Source organism: Lacticaseibacillus casei DSM 20011 = JCM 1134 = ATCC 393 (genome assembly GCF_000829055.1).
Classification (GTDB): domain Bacteria; phylum Bacillota; class Bacilli; order Lactobacillales; family Lactobacillaceae; genus Lacticaseibacillus; species Lacticaseibacillus casei.
In genome coordinates, this window is record NZ_AP012544.1 from 2,029,767 (window position 1) to 2,048,658 (window position 18,892).

The window sequence follows — 18,892 nt, forward strand, 5'->3', positions numbered from 1 at the left end:
CCCGTTCGTCGTCATTCCCTGTGGCCACGGTGACGATGTCGATTGACCACCCGCTGACGCAGTATAATTTGCACCTTGCCCCGTCGCAGCAGATTGAGGCATCGTCCAAATGTCATCATCATCTGGCGACTCAGCACTGAACTTGCTTTGGTAAGGTGCTACCACTCGCCGATTAGCCACGACATAAACTCCGACCGTGCTAATGACCGCCAATAGCCAACCAATCCAAACAGAAAAACTGAAGACACAAAAAAGAACCAGTCCCCCGATCAAGGTGTACACGATATGCGTTGCCAACCAGTCGAGAAAATGTTGAAAGCTATCGTCCGTCAACACCAGGCTTTTCTTAACATGCCCCGTTTTCTCCTGCTGCCGCCGTGATCGGCCTGCCGTTTCTCGCTGCGCTGCATGCGTCGTATCGCTTGCCGTCTGCTGCATCGTCGGACAGCTTTGTGTTTGCTGCGTTGCTGATTGAGCGGCCAGGCGCGCATCAAATTGCACCAAGTCCATGCCGCAATTCGGGCAAAACTTCACCCCTGCCGGTATCCTAAAGCCGCAATTTGGACAGTACCGCATTTTTTCAGCCAAATCGGTGACCTCCATTCTAAAATGCTTAAATCCATCTTGCCTGCTTCCGGCAAAATAGTAAAGTTTTCGCCAAACTTTTAATGAAAATCAAGCGATTGGGAGCGTGTCTTAAGCCGTTCTGACCCTTTTGACGCCAACTCAAAAAAGATCTTCCGGGAACTGACCGAGAAGATCCTTTTCATCTAATAGCATTTCAGCAAAACCGTTGCACTTTTTATAAAACCCTGTTCGGTCTAGAACCGCCGATCAAAGCCCCGCGGACCGCCAGCGCTAAAACTCCCAGGATAGCCGCGGCGAGGGCCATGATGACCGTGATGGAACCGTTCTGCCCAAATCCGCATATCATCGAACTGTTTACCTTCCGGCCAGCTCAAATCATCGCGGTTGGCGAGATCTTCCGATAGTTTGTTGATTAGCTTCAATAATTCAGCCTGTTCTTCTTCAGACAAGCCGCTGAAGATTTGATCAGGCAAATCGGTTCGAAGCTTACCGGTGGTTTCAATAAACTTGCGACCGTCATCTGTGAGCCCGATCAGTTGCACCCGCTTGTCAGTTTCCGACTCGTGGCGACTGATCAGGCCAAGTTCCTCTAACTTCTGCACTAACGCAGAAACCGAGCTAGGACGAATATCCAAAGCCTCTACCAAGTCCGAGTTGGTCATCTCACCTTTTTGATCCAGCAAGCGCAACAATCGCAGCTGGTTCGGTTGCCGCTGACGATCGCCAAACCGTAAGCTGCTGGCAACGGCACCCATGAACGGCCGCTTTTGGATTAATTGGCCGAATGCTTTTAATAATGCTTCTGATGTTTGTGTCATGTTACGTGGTCTCCTTTGAAGGTTGAAATTTTAATAGTTAGTTTTTTAAATACAAAACTAACTGAGTAGATAATAGTCAACTTGTTAGTTCATGTCAATAAAAACTAACGAATGATCTGCCGCCCACAAAAAAAGGAGCCGGGAAACCATCCTCAGCTCGCTTTCTTGATAACAGCGTGTCAATCAAGAACAAATTATTATTTGGCCTGTGTTTTCAAGTAATCCCGGACGCAATCGATCATGTCACGCGTCTGCTGACTAAACAATGGCGGTAAATCATCAAAATCAAAATACCGTAGAGCCAAGGTTTCCTTAGGGTCGGCATCCTCCAAGCTTCCGCCAATCGGATTGACCAGATAAAACCGACAGACAATCTGCGCCTGATCGCCATTCGGGTAAGTCGTAAACCCGCGATCGAAGGTATGCAGGACCTTGATCGGCTCAACCAGCAGACCGGAATCTTCCTTCATCTCGCGTTTGAGCGTCTCAAGAAACGACTCGCCATATTCCATCATGCCGCCGGGGACGCTCCAATTACCGGCATCGGTCCGCTGTTGCAACAATAACTGCCCCTGATCGTTAACAACCGCACCAGCCACTGCATTGAGAAAAATAGGCATATGCCCGACCTTGCTGCGAATTTCTTTAATATAGTTTGCCACTTAACTGCCTCTTTTCATGAACCATTTAAACTGATTATCAGACAGTTGAGCTTCAGGTGCAAGATCACGCCACATACCTTCACTGACGCTTAAGCATTCTGACGCCATCTTAATGCGGACAAAATACCGATTAACGAAAGTCCGCCCGCGCCGATCATAGCCGCTTGAAACCCTCTGGAAAATTCGAGCGATGTGTCTGCACTGCCAATTGCATAGAAAATCAAAACTGAAATGGTGACCCCAATGGCACCGCCAAACAGTCGAAACATATTGTACAAACCTGAAGCTTTTCCCAGATTCTTTGGGCTGACAGCACCCAAGACTGCTTTTTGCAATGCTGGCCCTGCCATTGAAAGACCAATACCTGCCAGACCAAGCGGCACGATCGTTAGACTATATGTATAACCATCGTGAACGATTAACCCAATAAGCAAATAACCAAGCCCTTGCAGAAATAGCCCAACGATCGCAATGAGCTGTTCTCCAAAGCGATCCACGGCGCGACCCGCAAACGGGGCAACAAGAACCAGCATGCCCGTCCATGGCAGCATTTCCATTCCGGCAATCATCGCATTGACATGTCCAACCACCTGGAAAAATTGAGGAAGGAAGAACACGACCCCATACATTGCGGCATATAGAAGCGCCGTTGCAAGATTAGCACCGGTAAATTGCCACCGCTGGAAAAAACTTAAAGGAATCAAGGGAAAGTCTTCGCGTTTTTGTCGCCATACGAGTAACAACGCAAATAAAACACTCAAAACTGCCACAATGATAGCTGCTGTAGGGATTTTGACTGATTTACTTGCCGAAAGCGCCCAAATCAGACCTGCTGAAGTTAAAACCACTAAAAGTGAGTCAAGGACATTGATCTTTTGGGATCCGGCTTTGGTTTCAGGAAGCTTCTGTTGTGATAATAAGATGCAAATTAAGCCAATTGGCACATTAATCCAGAAGATCCACTGCCACGCAATCTTGGCGACGATAATTCCACCTAATGCCGGTCCGACAATAAGCGCCAGTCCGCCAATGCCGCTCCAAATACCTAACGCCTTGCCGCGGCTTTCCACTGGTACGTTTGCTGTTAAGATGGCCATTGACATCGGCGTGATAACCGATGCGCCAACACCTTCAACAACCCGGGCAACAATCAACGACATAATATTCCCGGACAAGGCGCAGAGAATCGATCCAATAACAAAGATGAGTAGCCCCAGTTCATAAACTTTGCGATGTCCGAGCCGATCGCCTATCGCCACACCGACCAGTAATACGGCAGCAATCGCAATATTATAGGCATTTAAAGCCCACTGCAACTGATCAACAGAAATAGAAAAGTCACTCCTAATAGCCGTTGAAGCAGTCGTCACAATCATTGAATCCATCATTGACATAAAAAAGCCAAGCGATGTCAAAAATAAGATCCAACCTGTCTTTGGTTTTGCCTTTTCAGCATTTAACATACGAGCACGCTCCTAAATATTTAATAGTTAAACGATCGTTCAACTATTAAACCTTAAAGCTTGCTTTCCGAAATTGCAATGCAAAGTTCAAATTTTTTTGAACTATTTTGTATAAAAATAGCCGATAGACATCTACCGGCCATCTACAAATTTTTGTAAAAATTTGTTACATAGAGATCAAAATTTTCAGCATTAAGCGAAACGTACTTCTCGCGTGAAGATTTTCGTGTCTTCGTCAATCCGGCTTCACGTAACAAGCGAAAATGATAGGATCCCGCCGACTTGCTCATTTTAATTGCCTCACCGACTTCGCCACAGGTGACCTCCTTGTTCACCTTTTTTAAATAGCGAATAATGGCCAGTCTAACTGGATCAGCCAATGCTTTAAAAACCTTAACCTGAATTTCATCAACTTGCGCGCTACTTAGTTCAATAATCATACAACTATTATAACCTGCCTTTGCCAAACTACAAACTTAATCAGCTTTAAACTCGGTTCGCTAAATATTAAACGACAAAAAGACAGGCACCTTCGCGCAAATTTAAAATCTGCACGAACAATGCCTGTCTTATACGAGTTCTTTAGCCAATCAAGACAGAATTAATTCAACTTGGTCTTGCTGTTAACGTTCAACTTTTCATCAAAGTCATAAACAACCGGTTCGCCAGTTGCCATTTCCAAGTTCATGATGTCAGCGTCGGAAATGTTTTCGATGTACTTGGTCAAAGCGCGCAGTGAGTTACCATGTGCGGCAATGACAACGTTCTTGCCATCTAACAGATCCGGTGCGATATGGTCTTCCCAGAATGGGATAACCCGTTCCAGCGTAACTTTCAGGTTTTCGCCGCCAGGAATGATCCGCGGATCAAGGTTAGCATAACGACGATCCTTAGCAGCGGAGCCTTCATCGGTTGCTTTCAACAATGGTGGCAAAACGTCGTACGAACGGCGCCAGATGTGAACTTGGTCGGCGCCATATTTATCAGCCGTTTCCTTCTTGTTCAAGCCTTGTAATGCGCCATAGTGACGTTCGTTCAGACGCCAGGTCTTCATTTCCGGAATCCACAATTGGCCGGATTCTTCCAAGACGTAGTGCAGGGTCTTGATCGCACGGGTTAAGACTGAGGTGTAAGCCTGATCGAATTCAAGCCCGGCTTGCTTGACCAATTGCCCAGCATGCTTTGCTTCTTCGACACCTTTTTCACTCAGATCAACATCCACCCAGCCGGTGAATTGGTTGGACAGGTTCCATTCACTTTGCCCGTGACGGATCAATACTAATTTCGCCATATCAGAGAATACCTCGCTTTTATGATTTGACAGTCTTCTGTCTGTTTACAGAATCTCATGTTACACCATTTTCAGTAAGTTCGCACCCGCTTTCTCTGGTATATTGGAAACATAAGCAAAAAGTAAATGATTGAGGTTACCTGAACGGCATATAAAAGTGGTTCGCGCTCCGGTGATGATGACCATTGTCCAGTGCGCCCACCACACCGCGACAATAACCCACTACTTGGAGGTTATCTTGAAAAAAATCTGGTTAACGATCGGCGGCTTCTGGCTGATCAGTGTGATTTATTTTTTGGTCTATGTAAGCACCGCTACCTTTCAAGCGGCCGTGAATGAAAACGGCTTCTTGTCCTTGGTACACGGGGTCATGGATTTGATTTTACTCGGTACCACCTTTGCTTTGGTTGCCGGTGGTCTTTATCGGCTCTTCCATCGCAGGTGATTTTCGGAGGTAGCTTAAGGCATTCGTCAATTAATTTGGTATGATTAGGTGACGGGTGTTTTCATAGCTGGGGATTCGGCTCAGTTCGTGAACTGGACCGGGCCATCACGCCCAAGGCCAAGGCCACGTACACTCCGGTTTCTAACCGGGCTGGTTCACGCTCACTTTAACGCGTTCACCGGCGCAGAAGCCTGCGTATAAGGACCTTGGGCGCAATGGCCTAAGCCCGGGCCATCACGCCCAAGGCCACTTATACTTCGGCTTCTAACCGCGCCGGTTCACGCTTATCTTAACGCGCTCGCCAGCCCAGAAACCTGCATGTAAGGACCTCAGGCGCAATGGCCAGACCCGGGCCATCACGCCTGAGGCCACTTACACTCCGGTTTCTAACCGCGCCGGTTCACGCTCACTTTTACTTTGGAGGTAATTGTATGTTCAAAATATGTCCTAATTGCGGTGCCCATAACCTGGTAACCGCCAACTTCTGTGTCAAATGTGGTACTAATTTAGCTGACGTTGCGGTAGCACAAGAACAAGCTGATACGGCATCTCATACTGCACCTGCTGAAAAGCCGGCCACAAGTTCAGCCAGTCAGTCTGCCGCACCAATTTCAGCTGCAAAAGAAGCGGTGAAGGATGAAACGGCCAATTCAGTCTCAACAACAGCAACACAAAGCACTGCTGCCAATCCTTCTCAGACACCGCACAAGCCGGCAACTTCAACGGCAACTGCATCAACCAATACAAATACGAATTCTGGCGCCGAGAACAGTCAAACGGTCGCACAGACACCAGCAGCACCCAAACAGCCGAATCCAACGGTTGAAGCAGGCAAACAGTACGCTGGCAGTTACTGGCGTTATCTAGTTGACAGCATCAAGCATCCGGCGCAGATTGATCAGTCTTATCACCCTTATTTTGGCTTCACCAGTTTGGCTATTACCATTATCAGTCTGGCCTTGACGATCGCGTTGCGGGTTAGCAGTACGCTATCGTCACTTCCGGGTGGCGTTGCCAATATCGTTTTGAGCACCTTCATCAAACTGTTTGTCATGGTCGCCATTCTTGCAGTTGCCATTATTGCGATTTATTATCTGGCGATCCGCGGCATTCTGGGCGATCGGCGCCGCAATTTTTTTGAGTTCACTACCGCCTATGCCTTCCACGCTAACTGGATGGTGTTCTTCTCGCTTTTCACGCTGCTGATGCAGATCGTGGGTCTTATCAACGTCGGATCGGCAATGCTGCTCACCTTGCTCGTTGCATTAAGCCTCGGGCTCTTCCTCTTGGCCGGCCCCTATATGCTATTCACCGCGCAACCAACAAATCAGTTCGATAAAATCTACGCATACTTAATTGCCAGCGCTCTGCTCTTCCTAGTCTTCATGGTGGTTGGCATGCTCGGACTCTCAAGTATCATTAGCAGCCTTTACCAAGGCATCAACGATATTGGCCGCTCATTCAACTACTAACAGTTTTATTTAACGTTGCAAAAAAGACGACACTGGATTTTTTCCTCTAGTGTCGTCTTTTTTCTTGCGCTATCGAACCAACACTTCCAGATTTTGGGCTAACGTCACGGTGTCCGTAGTCATGGTGTGATTGCCAAACAGCACAACGCCACTTGCGGCATTAGCGCGGAAATAAGCCAACGTGCTGAAGCTTTCCGGATTGTCGTTGTACATGCCTTGCAGCAACCGCTGATCATCTAGCCAGGCCACCCCGCTGGCATAACGATTACCATCAGCATAGTTGGCGGTGATCAGCTCACGATAAACTTTAGGCGGAATGACTTTTCCGGTTTCTGCGGCAATGATGACTTTCGCCAAGTCGGTCACACTCATGTACTCGCTGCCGCTGCCAAGTAGGCTCGACAAGAGTGCCGGGCTAAGATCATCTGGCTGGTAGTGGTCATCATCTTCGGTGAGATAGCCTTGTGCTACGGGCATTTTTGCAGTTAGTTCATCAAAATTGCGGGTATGTTGAAGATTTAACGGCGTCAGAATCGTTTCTCGCAGTGTCGTCTCGAAGCTTTTGCCAGTCACCTTGCGAATGATTCCGGCCAACAGCGCATAGTTCGCATTTGTATAGAAAAAGTCATGCTGACCGGTCGACCCTAGTTGCTTCAGATTCCAGTCCAACGACTTCGATTCCGATGTCAAAACATTGTCCGGCGTTAACTCGTCCATCTGAATCCCGGAACGGTGATCAAGCAGTTGGCGAATCGTGATGTCTTTACTATGGGCAATCTCGGGATAAAACTTCGCCAGCTTCGTCGTTAGCTTCAACTGGTGATTGGCCACTAACCGGCCGATCACCAAAGCGGTCAGGTACTTTTCGACCGATGCCAACGGAAACATGGTGTCGCCGGTATTGGCCAACTTGCGATCGTGATTCGCTTCGCCAACACCACCGGCATACACAATCCGCCCTTGCTTGATTAATGCAACACTACCTCTGAAATCAGTCTCGCGAATTAACTTACGGGCACTTTTGCCTAACTGTGCCTGGGGAACCGGATGCGCCGTAATCTTAGTGGCATCGCGTTGATGTTGTACCCACGTCATCGTCAAGCCACCTGCTGCCACTACCGCCACGAGCACCCCGATCACGATCAACCAACGTTTTTTATGCGCCATCCCCATCATGCTCCTTTGGCTGCGGGATGCTGGCATACGTTGAATGATTGGCCTTCGTTCCGGCAATCTTTTTGACTCCGAGCACATCAAGGAAGAACGTAAAGATCGGAATCCCGACGATTAAGCCCCAGGTACCAAAAAGGCGTTCCGCAACCAGCAAGACCACAAAGGTGAAAAATACCGGCAGCTGCGTCCGACTGCTCATAAACTTCGGATTCAACACGTATGCTTCCAGTACATGGATCACGGCAATCATGATCAAAATGGTAATCACATCCTGCCAGCCACCGACAGTATAGCCGATAATGGTCAGCGGAATCAACGATATGATCGCCCCGGCCACCGGAATCAGTGACAACAGAAAGACCATAATTGCCAGACTAGGAATGTTCGGCATTTTCAGGAATAACAAGGTAATCGTCGTAATGACCGTGTTGACCACCGCAATAAAAATCTGGGCTTCCATCACCACGCCAAAGGTATTGATGAACTTCATGGCAAAATAGCGCAAGTCTTTGAAATACCAGCCAAATGGTGAATCCAGGAATAGCTGACCGAACTCAGGCAGGCTGTCCAGCTCGATCGTAAAGAAGAAGCTTAAAATAAATGACAGAACCAGTGTCAACCCCATGGCGCCAATATTGCCAGCATATTCGAGAACCGTCGACAGCCCGGTTTTAAGCTGCTCGGTCAGATTCAGACTCTTGGTGCTTGACAGTATCCATTGCATGACCTGATTATTCGCAAACGCATCGCTGTTATAAAAGTCCTGCACCGAGTTGAACAGCGTGATGGTCTGGCGGACAATCGCCGGTACATAATGTACAGCCGCATAAACCAGCCCCAAAAGAACCAATATGTAAACCGGCACCACAATGATAAACGGGCGAATATGGACATGCCGTTGCACCGCGTGAACCAAGCGGCTGACCAAAAAGGCAAAAATAAATGTCAGCAAAATATCGCTCATAATACTGCGTGCGAACCATAAAACTATAAATACCGAGAATAAAACAACGGTACGCCGAACCGGCACGTTGTTGATAAATTTTTCGTAAGCTGACATAGTCTCCCCCATTTAACATTCTTTACTCATTAAACTTTAGCCTGCCGCAAAAAGAAAAAAAGTGCAAGCATTCGCTCACACTTGCTTAAATTATAAGAAAATTTTCAAATTCTGACTGTTGGCATCTTTAACCGATTGCAGTTCACCTTGAACAATGATCCGATCCACTTCGCCTTCAGTCGGTGACGCACATGTGACCAACGTGATCAGTTTCTTGCCCGCCACATCATCGATCCATTGGACTTGGGTCTCATTAACAATCTGTTTAGTCGTCACCTTATACGTGTAGATATGCTTCATATTCGTGATAACAACCGTATCGCCTTTTTTAACGTTCTTTAATGGCGAAAAGAGGATGCCTTGATTGGTCATATAATGGCCAGCCAACGCGTAATTGCCTTCGCCCATCTTTTGATCGGCCTTCATCGTCCCGGCCCCGGCACTCAGGTTATCATTGGAAAGACCTTTGAGAATCGGCAGCTTCAGGTTGACACTGCTAATAGCAATTTTGCCGATGGGATGCAGATTACGCGTGATCGCCGCATTGCCGACCGTATTGATGTCCAGCGCTTTGACGCCTTTAAAATCAAACGTCGCGTGCTTCTTTTCGTTTTTGTCAACCGTGTCCCGATCAATATGCGCCATCGTTGTCTGACTTAAATGATCGACCACAAATAACTTAATCGGTTCATTGAAGACCAACGCTAAGCCAAGAAGGATACCGAGCGTGAAAATCGTCCGCCAAAGCCAACGATGCCTGCGTGGCGGTTGTTGCTTACTAGATTTTGTCATCGTCACCCTCCTCGTATATTTAAATTACAACCAAGTTCTTGGATAGCTCCGTACTTGGATGTTGCGTGATATTCTCTAGTTGTTCATTGGATTTGGGTCCAACTGGTATAGGCTTTTCCCTCCTGTTGCTAGCTATTGCTAGACTTCACCCCGAGACTGCCGCCCAGATGAATCGAACAAGCACAAACCACAAGCTGCGGGGGCTGGAGATCAGTTCGGTGACTCGCGTTTCACCGAGCAGCTACTGATCCTCAGACAGACTGCTCATACTGCGAGGAAGTACTGTAGGTTCATAATTAGGGAATATCGCGCAGCGCCCAAGCCTATCCATAAATCAGAACAGAAAGGAGGTCCAATTCGATGAACTTGAATGTTGGTATTGATGTTTCAAAAGCAAAGCTTGATTACTGTGGCTTGGATTCTGCCAAGAAGGTTATTTTCCAGGACAAGACCACGAATACCCCTGACGGGGCCGGCCAAATTGAGAAATTAATCCTGGAATGGGCTAAACGCCAAGATGATTCACTAAAGATCGTGATTGGCATGGAAGCCACCTCGGTGTACAACATCCACCCCACACTTTACTTTGAACAAAGCTCAGCGCTCAGTGCGTTGGATGCCACTGTCGTCACGTTGAACCCCAAGATGACTCATCGTTACAGCCAATTGTTCGATGACGACAAGACTGATACCATTGATGCCTTCCACATCGCAGACTTTCTGCGCATTGGCCGGTATCAAGTGCCAGTGACCCGCGACGAGAAACACATTGCCTTACAGCGGCTCACCCGCGAACGGTATCACGTCGTCAAACAAATTACAGATGGCAAAAACCACTTCCTCAACAATCTGTACTTCCGATTGAACACACTGGAAGCTGAGCTACCGACTTCTGTGTTCGGAAACACGATGATGACGGTGCTTAGCGGTGAAAAGTACACACTGGACGAAATCGCTCAGATGCCCTTACAGACGCTTACTCAAGATCTTAACCAATTGTCCCACGGTCGCTTTGGTGACCCAGAGGCGATCGCTAAGGCCTTACAAAAAGCCATCCGTAGCTCTTATCGCTTGAGCAAGACGGTTGCCGATTCTGTTGACCAGGTCATGGCGATTTACATCAACCAGATCCGGATGTTACAAAAGCAACTAAAAGCCCTAGACAAGAGCATCACCGACCTGTGTGCCGTCATTGATGGCTCACAGTCAACGCAAAGTATTCCAGGCGTTGGCCCAGTCTACTCGGCTGGACTACTGGCTGAAATTGGTCAGATTGAACGGTTTCCGAGTGAAGCTAGTTTGGCAAGCTATGCCGGACTGGTTTGGCGCAGAAGTCAATCCGGAAACGGTGAGCGGCAACTAACGCCGCGCACGCATAACGGCGATCAGTACTTACGCTATTACCTAATTGAAGCTGCCAACTCGGTAAGAGCGCATGATCCCACATTTGCCAGATTTTACGACAAGAAATACCGGGAGGTGCCAAAATATCAACACCGACGTGCTTGTGTCATGACTGCAAGAAAGCTGGTACGCGTGATCTATGCATTACTTAAAAACCACGAGTTGTATAAACCAGCCAAAGCGGTCTAGCGCGCCAAGCGTCAAGTTAGGGCTTTAGATTCACCTAGAGAAATTACTAAATCCCTGGGCTGGGGGAAGTATACCCTCTGAAAAATGAAACAAGTCTAGATAATTTGAATCACTCCCTTGACTTCAGACCACAAGTCTTGGGAAAAGGATACCCTGAAATTTGCTGAGATTCAAGCGCGCTTACAGTACAAAAATAACGTTCGAATCTGCTTACTAATTGTAAGACAAAGGCGTGCAAAAGTGCAAGTCACTTGATCATTCGCCGGCTGACGCCCCACTGCGTTGCATGGTATACTGTGACGAGTTGCCATTATTCGGGCCGGCACGCGTGCCAAACTTAATACTAGAGGAGCACATTCCCTTGAAAACCCTGATTCAACTTTACCGCCGCTACGAAATGATCATCAACTACTTGTTCATTGGCGGCCTCACAACCCTCATCAACTTTGTCACTTTTTTCGTGATGCGCTATTTTGGCATCGGCTTGGTGTTAACCAATACCACCGCGAATATCGTGAGTGTTATCTTTGCGTTTTTTGCCAATAAAAGTGTCGTCTTCCACAGCGACTATTCAAGCAAGAAAAAATTTTGGTTCGAACTGACCAGCTTCCTGATTCTTCGCGGCGTGTCACTCCTGCTGGACAACTTCATCATGATCGTCGGCGTTGACTGGCTGCATGGCAATGAGATTCTGGTCAAAATTCTCGATCAGGTCATCATCGTGGTGGCCAATTATCTGTTCTCAAAATTAATTTTCGTGCGCAAGCGTTAATCGGCTGGCAAGCCCACGCCACCAGCGCCTTGAGCAAATCACAAGTCCCCATTAACAGTCTGAAACACGGCTGTCGACGGGGACTTTTTAGTTGGTCATTGGCAATAAGAACATCTGCGTGGTCTGTCGCAGGGTAACCGTGATTGGCGTCGTGTACTCTTCACCATCCATTTGAATCGGCACCGTAGCCTCCGTGACAAAGTCAAATTGATCGGCCTCAAGATGATGGATGGCACGATGAACCGATCGGCCGCTTAAAATGGCAACCGCGACTTGAAGCAAAGTGCCAAGCTTTTCGCGACGCACCTGAACCAGTGATAGCCGTTCCCGCTGATCCATCACGTCCGGAAAAAGGCGAATACCGCCGCCGAGAAACGGGTGGTTGGTAAAAACGTTCAGATAAGCGTTATTAGCGTGTTCCTCAGGGTGGCCAGCGACTTGCCAAGTGGCCGGGAAGCCTTTTTGCACCCGCAGCGCTTTTAAAATGCTGGCGCCGTACGCAAATTGGCCCAACTTGAGGGCATTTAGCGTCCCTTTATGCAGCGAATGATTGGTTTGGTAAACAATCTGGGCATCCATGCCAATCCCAAAATTATTGATAAAATACTGGGTTCCGTACTTGGCTGAATTCGCAACCCCGATCCGCACCGGCCGCGGCATGGCAGTGACCAATGCCGCCGCGGCCTTTTTCGGATCCAAGGGTATCTGCTGAGCACGCGCAAAATCATCGCCTGTGCCGGTCGGAACATAGCCAATAGCCACTTCGGGATGACCGCGGCGTTGTAACCCATTCACAACATCATGCAACGTGCCATCGCCACCGATAACAATCAGTTGCAGTTCGTCAAGGTGATCATGATAGGCTTTAAGCAATTTCTCGGTAACAATCTGCGCATCACCCGGCTGTTGGGTTCGGTTCACCCGCAACCGCGCAAAGTGCAACTTAAGCAGCGCCAACAACGCCGGCAACTCCTTCTTCCAGCGTGCATTACCCGCACTTGGATTCATAATAATTTCAGCAGCAAACATCCTGTTAGGCCATCCTGTCATTTAAGTCACGAGACAATTCATGCCATAGACGAATTGCCCGGTTAAGTCACATGATACCATTTTCGGGCTGCGCAACCATTGATTGTGCTTCATGAAAGTGGCAGGACAAAATCTGACAAACCTTCAGCCGTCGGAATATAAAAACGAACGCACACAATTGCAGCGCACGTTCGTTTAATGTCCACATACAAGTAATTTGTCAAACTGTTCAATCACTAGTGCCAAGGCGGAGCAATCGTAGGCCAGATGGGGCTCAGCCGTGGAATTGTTGTTGGTGGGGCGCTCTTTGCCCCGCCTACAACAAGGCCGAGCTTCGAAACCGCGGGCTTTGCGGGTTCGAAGTCGTGCCCACAGCGTTCCAGCCACATCTGGCCGGAGATTGCGGAGTTTGGCACAGCACGGAACTCATTGCCCGAGTTTTTTCCCCTACTCACACAATTATCCAACCGGAACGTGATGCGCCTTCAAAAATTCACTGAACGGCACCAGCTTATCCGCATAGTAACGTTTCTTGAATGCTGCAATGGTCGGCGCATCGAAGCGATCAGGATCCAGTTGCAGGTGCTCGACCGGAATTGGCCGTTCGTTGGTAATTTTGGCATCAATCAGCGTCGGTTTGCCGGCAATGCGATTAACTTCGGCTTCATCAAACGCGTCAGCAAGTTCCGATACCTGCGTCACCGTGATGCCTGTCATCCCCATGCCTTTCGCGACTGTCCCAAAATCAATCGGCGGCATGTCGATACCGAACCACTCATGGCCGTCATCTTCCTGCTCATCTTCGATATAACCTAACGCATTATTGGAAAACACAACGTTAATAATCGGCAAATGGTACCGCACTTCGGTATCGAGATCCTGCATGACCATTGCTGCCGCACCGTCGCCAGTCAGATTGAAGACCTGTCGTTTAGGGAAACTCAACTGTCCGGCCAAAGCGGCTGGCAAGCCAGCGCCCATGGTGGCAAACAAACCACTGGTCGTCCAAGCTTGACGGCCGGTGACTTTCAACAGCCGCACGGCATTTTGCGTTACATCGCCGACATCAATGGCAAAAATCGCATCGTCAGTCGCTAACCGATTAATTTGACCGAAGACTGGCTCAAACCGCATATCACCAGTGGTCCGCTGCATCATGTCATCGTTGTATTGATGCCAGTTTTTCACGTTGTCGACATTTGCCTGATACCAGCCGCTACTTGGTGCATCCTCGCTGCGGGCAATCATTTTCTCCAGCGTTGCCGGTGCGTCTGCCAAAATGGCCACATCGGTGTGGTGCCGCTTGCCAAGTGTCTTCGGATCCGCTTCAATCTGAATGAACTTCGCTTTAGGCGAGAACATGACTTCGGCAAATGGGTAGTTGGAGCCGACGAACATGATGAGATCCGCGACCCGTAACGCTTCATTGGCCGGTTTCGAGGCAACCCGGGCAGCCGAACCCAGTAATGCTTCGAACTCGTACGGAATGATCGGTTTACCAAGCGCGGTGGTAATGACCGGCATCTGTAACTTTTTGGCTAGTGTCATAACGGTATCGGCCGCACCACGGACCCCTTGGCCAACATACAACACTGGTCGGGAGGCCGCACCGATCAGCCGCAAAGCTGCATCGACCTGCTCATCGCTGCCAGCCGCCAAAACCGGCGTTGCATGCGTTTCAGCCGCGCTGTAATACCCGTCAGCCGGGATCGGTTCTGCCGGCAAGTCATTGGGGATGATCACCACGGCAGCACCACGAGCGGCATAAGCACGGCGAATGGCTTCATCGATCACATGGGGCAGACTGCGCGCGGTGGTCACCGTGCGGGCATAAACGGCGCCGTCTTGAAACATTGGATCCTCGTCCAATTCATGGAAGAAATCGGCATTCATAAACCGCTGTTCGACCTGCCCCACCAAGAATAGCGTTGGCACTTTATCCATTTTGGCATCATAGATTCCCTGGAAAAGGTGGGTTGCTCCGGGACCGGCTGATCCAAATGCCACACCAATGTGACCGGTAAGCTTACCATCGGCAACTGCTGCCAGTGCCCCGACCTCTTCATGCCGGACATGAATATATTTGATCCGCGCCTGCTCTTCATCCAGCGCATACATCATGTTATTAAACGTACCGCCGGGAATGCCGTAAAGATGGGTCACACCCCAACTTTCCAAAGTCCGCAAGGCAGCAATTCCTGCTTTAATCGTTTCAGCCATCAAAACTCTCCTCCTTTAGGTGAGCGTGAACACTTCATAAAAACCCGTTATAAACAAGTTAATCTTTTCATAGCATTAGATGCTTCTTCGCGGTTATCGTAGTCACTAAACGCCTAGAAGGCAAGCCATCTGCTCATTAACTCATCCAACAAAAAACCAAGGAAGCTATCCGCAATGTTGCGAACGACTTCCTTGGCGTTAATGATCTTCTATTTCTTCAAATCTTCAATACTGTTAATGTTCTTCATATACTTAGGCACAGCCAACCCAACGCGGGCACCGTCCATGTTGACGCCAAGATCAACGACTTGGTTCTTGTAATCGGCGTATAACTTAGCCGCCGTGTTCGGCAACCATGCGGAGACCTGCGCATCTGCGGCCTTGGTGGCAACCGATGCCCAGACCGGCTGTGGCTCCATCGCCCGAATCGTGACCTTGTAGCCGACTTGGCGCAAGACCGTTGCTACGACATTGGTGGAGGCAATTTCCGAATCCCAGGCAATGTACGTTAACGTCAACTTAGGATGCCCGCTGACATGGCTCGCACCTTTCGTCCATTCGGCAACTTGCTTAGGGTGTTTCTTAACGAAGTCTTTGGCAGCATCAGCCGGATCCTGGCCATTGTTGACGGCGAGCATCACGCTGGAAATTTCTTTTGGCGTCCAGTGAAACTGATCCAACACCCGATAGGCTTGCGGATCATCCTGCTTGAGTCCCTTCCGCACAATCGTATGGATCTGTTCGGTTTTACCATAAACATTTTTAGGATCCTTCAGAAACTTCAACGGAAACTTCGTGAACATCCAGTGTGGCGTCCACCCGGTGACCACAATCGGCCGTTTATCGGCAATCGCTTTTTTCAGCGTGCTGGTCATGGCCGCGGTTGAACTCGGCTGCAGTTGCCAATTTTTATCCGCCAGTCCGTATGCTTTCAGCGCCTTATCCGTGCTGGTCATAATCCCGGCACCGGCATCGATCCCCGTAATCGTGTAATTGATCTGCGGCCCTAGTGGCTTGTTGGCATCGTATTTCGGTTGGGTGCTACTGCATGCGGCCAGCAGCAAGACACTTGCCATCATCGCCACGGTTGCAATGATCTTTTTATAAAAACGCAAACGGCCACCTCCTAGCGTGTGCGGTTGAGGCTTTGGGTGATCCGGTCCAAAATGATCGCCAAAATGACAATCGCCAGGCCGGCAACAAAGCCACCGCCAGCATCGTTACGTCCAACGGCAAAATAGACTTTGGTTCCCAGGCCCATTGCCCCGATCATGGACGCGATGACAACCATCGACAGTGCCAGCATCATACTTTGGTTGATGCCGGCCATAATCGTGCCGCGGGCAAACGGCAGCTGCACCTTGATAAGCTGCTGCCAACTGGTCGCGCCAAATGCAACGGCTGCTTCGTTCAGATCAGCCGGTACCTGATCGATGCCAAGCTGGGTCATCCGAACGGTTGGCGGCATGGCAAAAATCACCGAGGCAACCACCCCGGGCACCATCCCGATACCGAAAAACGCAACCGCTGGAATCAAATAAACGAAGGCTGGCATGGTCTGCATGAAGTCCATCAGCGGTTTAACGATGGCGGACACGGTTTTGCTTTCTGCAGCCCAGATGCCCAGTGGAATGCCGATCACGATGGCTAACAGACTAGCCGTTAGCACAAGGGTTAAGGTTTGGGTCATGTCGCGCCAGAAACCGAGATTCCAGATCAGCAGTAAGCCCAGCAGTTCAAAAATCAACAGACTCCGATACTTCTGATCCCGTTTCAGATACCACGTCAACGCCATAATCAGCACGATGAACAGCCAAATCGGAATTAAATCGAACACGGCCTGAAAAGCGTTCACAATGCTGCCGATGAAGTTCGTCAGCACCCCGAAGAACCCGGAAAACTGGGTTAACCAGGCCACGAACGAATCGATCCAGTGGGCCAACGGTAAAGTCGGAATATTCATGAAAAGATTAAACATTGACATTGACCTCCTGTCCTGCCAGTGCCCCTAACACGGCACCGCGAATGATAATGCCGCGTAATCGGTCACGATCGTCGATAACGGCATACGGAACCGAAGTCGTGGAAACGGCGTCAAGCAGATCAGCCAGTGGCGTATCCATTTTGGTTGTCGGCACATCGGTTTTAACAATGTCCTTCAGATCCTTCTTGCCGGCATCAATGGCTGCCCGCACGTCATCCGCATCCAGAATGCCGACCAGTTTCCGTTGCGTATTCACCACATACAAACTGGAAATCTCGTTATCCCGCATGCGCCGTGCCGCCAACCGCGGACCATCCTTGTCAATGTTGACCGTATTGGCCCGAATCATGACATTAGCCGCCGTGTAAACCTGACTACGGTCCACGCCTTCGATAAATTTCTCAACGTAATCGTCAGCTGGCTGACTCAGGATTTCTTCAGGGGTACCGATCTGGACAATTTCGCCATCCTTCATGATCATGATGTGATCGCCAATCCGCAACGCCTCGTTCAGGTCGTGCGAAATAAACACAATCGTCTTATGCATGTCTTCCTGCAAATCCAGCAGTTCATCTTGCATATCCCGCCGATTCAACGGATCAAGCGCGGAAAAGGCTTCGTCCATCAGCAGGATCTCGGCATCACTGGCCAAGGCACGCGCCAAGCCAACCCGTTGCTGCATCCCACCGGAAAGTTGGTCCGGATACTGATCGGCAAACCCGTTCAAGCCAACCAAGTCGAGCGCTTTATTGGCCTTGGTTTCGCGTTCATCTTTATCCATACCCTGAATTTCCAAACCAAAGGCGGCATTTTGCAACACGGTTCGATTCGGCAAGAGCGCAAACCCTTGAAACACCATGCTGAGTTTCTTACGCCGAATCTCGCGAATGCCTTGTTTGTCCATTTTGGAAATATCGTCACCGTCAATCAGCACCTGGCCGGCAGTCGGTTCAATCAACCGATTCAGCATCCGCAAGGTCGTTGACTTCCCGGATCCGGAAAGTCCCATAATCACGAAGATTTCGCCGGTCTTGATCGAAAAGTCCGCCCGATCAACGCCGACTGTTGCGCCGGTTGCTTTTAAAATTTCCGGCTTGGTTTTGCCATTTTTCAGCATTTCCTTAGCGCGATTAATTCGTTTACCAAAAATCTTGGTCAACCCGCGGACTTCGATTTTGGTTTCTGCATCACTTTCAATTTTGTGTTGCATCCGTTCACTTCTCCTCTCGGGGTCACCGCTTTTTGACAAGCGTGCACCCAGTACTGTTTGCTTAAAGCTATTTGCTATGCATTGTGTTACTTGGCGTCTTATTTAAGAAACAGTTGTCATCGAATTGAAACAATGCTAACCATTGTAAAGATCATTTGTGTGTGATTCAAATCACGGAATCTCATTTTCATTTTTCGCCATGATCCTGACGTTTCCGAGCCCATGATTTTCCCGCCATCAAAAAAGCCCTCATCTGCATAGGATTGAGGGCTAGGGACGATTAACGACCCGGTAGCAATGCTTAAATAAAATTGTCAAGT

The 18,892-nt window shown here is 49.0% G+C and carries 17 protein-coding genes and 1 pseudogene; 4 read left to right on the forward strand and 14 right to left on the reverse strand.

Features of this window, described 5'->3' with window-relative positions; genetic code table 11:
• Positions 1-89 precede the first annotated feature (89 nt).
• The 6 genes and pseudogenes from LBCZ_RS16740 to LBCZ_RS09885 all read right to left on the reverse strand — a co-directional run.
• Positions 90-588 (reverse strand): annotated as a pseudogene (locus LBCZ_RS16740) (zinc-ribbon domain-containing protein); the annotation flags it as partial.
• A 233-nt stretch (positions 589-821) separates the two neighbouring features.
• Complete coding sequence (locus LBCZ_RS09865; RefSeq protein WP_010491764.1) at positions 822-1,406, reverse strand: MarR family winged helix-turn-helix transcriptional regulator; 585 nt, start codon at positions 1,404-1,406, stop codon at positions 822-824.
• A 197-nt stretch (positions 1,407-1,603) separates the two neighbouring features.
• Entirely contained in the window at positions 1,604-2,068 is a 465-nt protein-coding gene (locus LBCZ_RS09870; RefSeq protein ID WP_010491766.1) for an NUDIX hydrolase, read from the reverse strand.
• Between the two features lie 89 nt (positions 2,069-2,157).
• Positions 2,158-3,531 (reverse strand): MFS transporter, encoded by a 1,374-nt coding sequence (locus tag LBCZ_RS09875; protein ID WP_010491768.1) that lies wholly within the window; start codon positions 3,529-3,531, stop codon positions 2,158-2,160.
• A gap of 143 nt (positions 3,532-3,674) precedes the next feature.
• A complete protein-coding gene (locus LBCZ_RS09880) occupies positions 3,675-3,971 on the reverse strand; it encodes an ArsR/SmtB family transcription factor (protein ID WP_010491770.1) in 297 nt (98 codons plus the stop codon).
• A 161-nt stretch (positions 3,972-4,132) separates the two neighbouring features.
• Positions 4,133-4,822, reverse strand: a complete 690-nt coding sequence (locus LBCZ_RS09885; RefSeq protein WP_010491772.1) for a 2,3-diphosphoglycerate-dependent phosphoglycerate mutase — start codon at positions 4,820-4,822, stop codon at positions 4,133-4,135.
• Positions 4,823-5,060: 238 nt separating this feature from the next.
• Between LBCZ_RS09885 and LBCZ_RS09890 the strand changes: the two genes are divergently transcribed.
• A complete protein-coding gene (locus LBCZ_RS09890; protein WP_010491773.1) occupies positions 5,061-5,267 on the forward strand; it encodes a hypothetical protein in 207 nt (68 codons plus the stop codon).
• 431 nt (positions 5,268-5,698) lie between these two features.
• Entirely contained in the window at positions 5,699-6,739 is a 1,041-nt protein-coding gene (locus LBCZ_RS09895; RefSeq protein ID WP_039639261.1) for a zinc ribbon domain-containing protein, read from the forward strand.
• Positions 6,740-6,808: 69 nt separating this feature from the next.
• Here the strand turns inward: LBCZ_RS09895 and LBCZ_RS09900 are convergent, their stop codons facing one another.
• The 3 genes from LBCZ_RS09900 to LBCZ_RS09910 form a co-directional block, all read right to left on the reverse strand.
• Positions 6,809-7,906: a serine hydrolase domain-containing protein gene (locus LBCZ_RS09900; RefSeq protein WP_010491777.1), complete on the reverse strand. Its 1,098-nt coding sequence runs from the start codon at positions 7,904-7,906 to the stop codon at positions 6,809-6,811.
• The gene (locus tag LBCZ_RS09905; RefSeq protein WP_010491779.1) at positions 7,896-8,972 is read right to left on the reverse strand and encodes an AI-2E family transporter; all 1,077 of its coding nucleotides are present in this window, start codon (positions 8,970-8,972) and stop codon (positions 7,896-7,898) included. Before LBCZ_RS09905 ends, LBCZ_RS09900 begins: the two co-directional genes overlap by 11 nt.
• 90 nt (positions 8,973-9,062) lie before the next feature.
• Positions 9,063-9,764, reverse strand: a complete 702-nt coding sequence (locus LBCZ_RS09910) for a class A sortase (protein WP_010491781.1) — start codon at positions 9,762-9,764, stop codon at positions 9,063-9,065.
• 360 nt (positions 9,765-10,124) lie between these two features.
• Here LBCZ_RS09910 and LBCZ_RS09915 point away from each other — a divergent pair, with 360 nt between their 5' ends.
• Positions 10,125-11,357, forward strand: a complete 1,233-nt coding sequence (locus tag LBCZ_RS09915) for an IS110 family RNA-guided transposase (protein ID WP_039639065.1) — start codon at positions 10,125-10,127, stop codon at positions 11,355-11,357.
• A 361-nt stretch (positions 11,358-11,718) separates the two neighbouring features.
• Positions 11,719-12,129, forward strand: coding sequence for a GtrA family protein (locus LBCZ_RS09920; protein ID WP_010491783.1), 411 nt, complete (start codon positions 11,719-11,721; stop codon positions 12,127-12,129).
• 87 nt (positions 12,130-12,216) lie between these two features.
• Here LBCZ_RS09920 and LBCZ_RS09925 read toward each other — a convergent pair whose 3' ends face one another.
• The 5 genes from LBCZ_RS09925 to LBCZ_RS09945 form a co-directional block, all read right to left on the reverse strand.
• Positions 12,217-13,158, reverse strand: a complete 942-nt coding sequence (locus LBCZ_RS09925; protein WP_010491785.1) for a diacylglycerol/lipid kinase family protein — start codon at positions 13,156-13,158, stop codon at positions 12,217-12,219.
• A 459-nt stretch (positions 13,159-13,617) separates the two neighbouring features.
• The gene (gene spxB, locus LBCZ_RS09930) at positions 13,618-15,378 is read right to left on the reverse strand and encodes a pyruvate oxidase (RefSeq protein WP_039639262.1); all 1,761 of its coding nucleotides are present in this window, start codon (positions 15,376-15,378) and stop codon (positions 13,618-13,620) included.
• A 209-nt stretch (positions 15,379-15,587) separates the two neighbouring features.
• Entirely contained in the window at positions 15,588-16,493 is a 906-nt protein-coding gene (locus LBCZ_RS09935) for a glycine betaine ABC transporter substrate-binding protein (protein ID WP_010491789.1), read from the reverse strand.
• A gap of 11 nt (positions 16,494-16,504) precedes the next feature.
• A complete protein-coding gene (locus tag LBCZ_RS09940) occupies positions 16,505-17,356 on the reverse strand; it encodes an ABC transporter permease (RefSeq protein WP_010491791.1) in 852 nt (283 codons plus the stop codon).
• A complete protein-coding gene (locus tag LBCZ_RS09945; protein WP_010491793.1) occupies positions 17,349-18,572 on the reverse strand; it encodes a quaternary amine ABC transporter ATP-binding protein in 1,224 nt (407 codons plus the stop codon). Before LBCZ_RS09945 ends, LBCZ_RS09940 begins: the two co-directional genes overlap by 8 nt.
• Positions 18,573-18,892 lie beyond the last annotated feature (320 nt).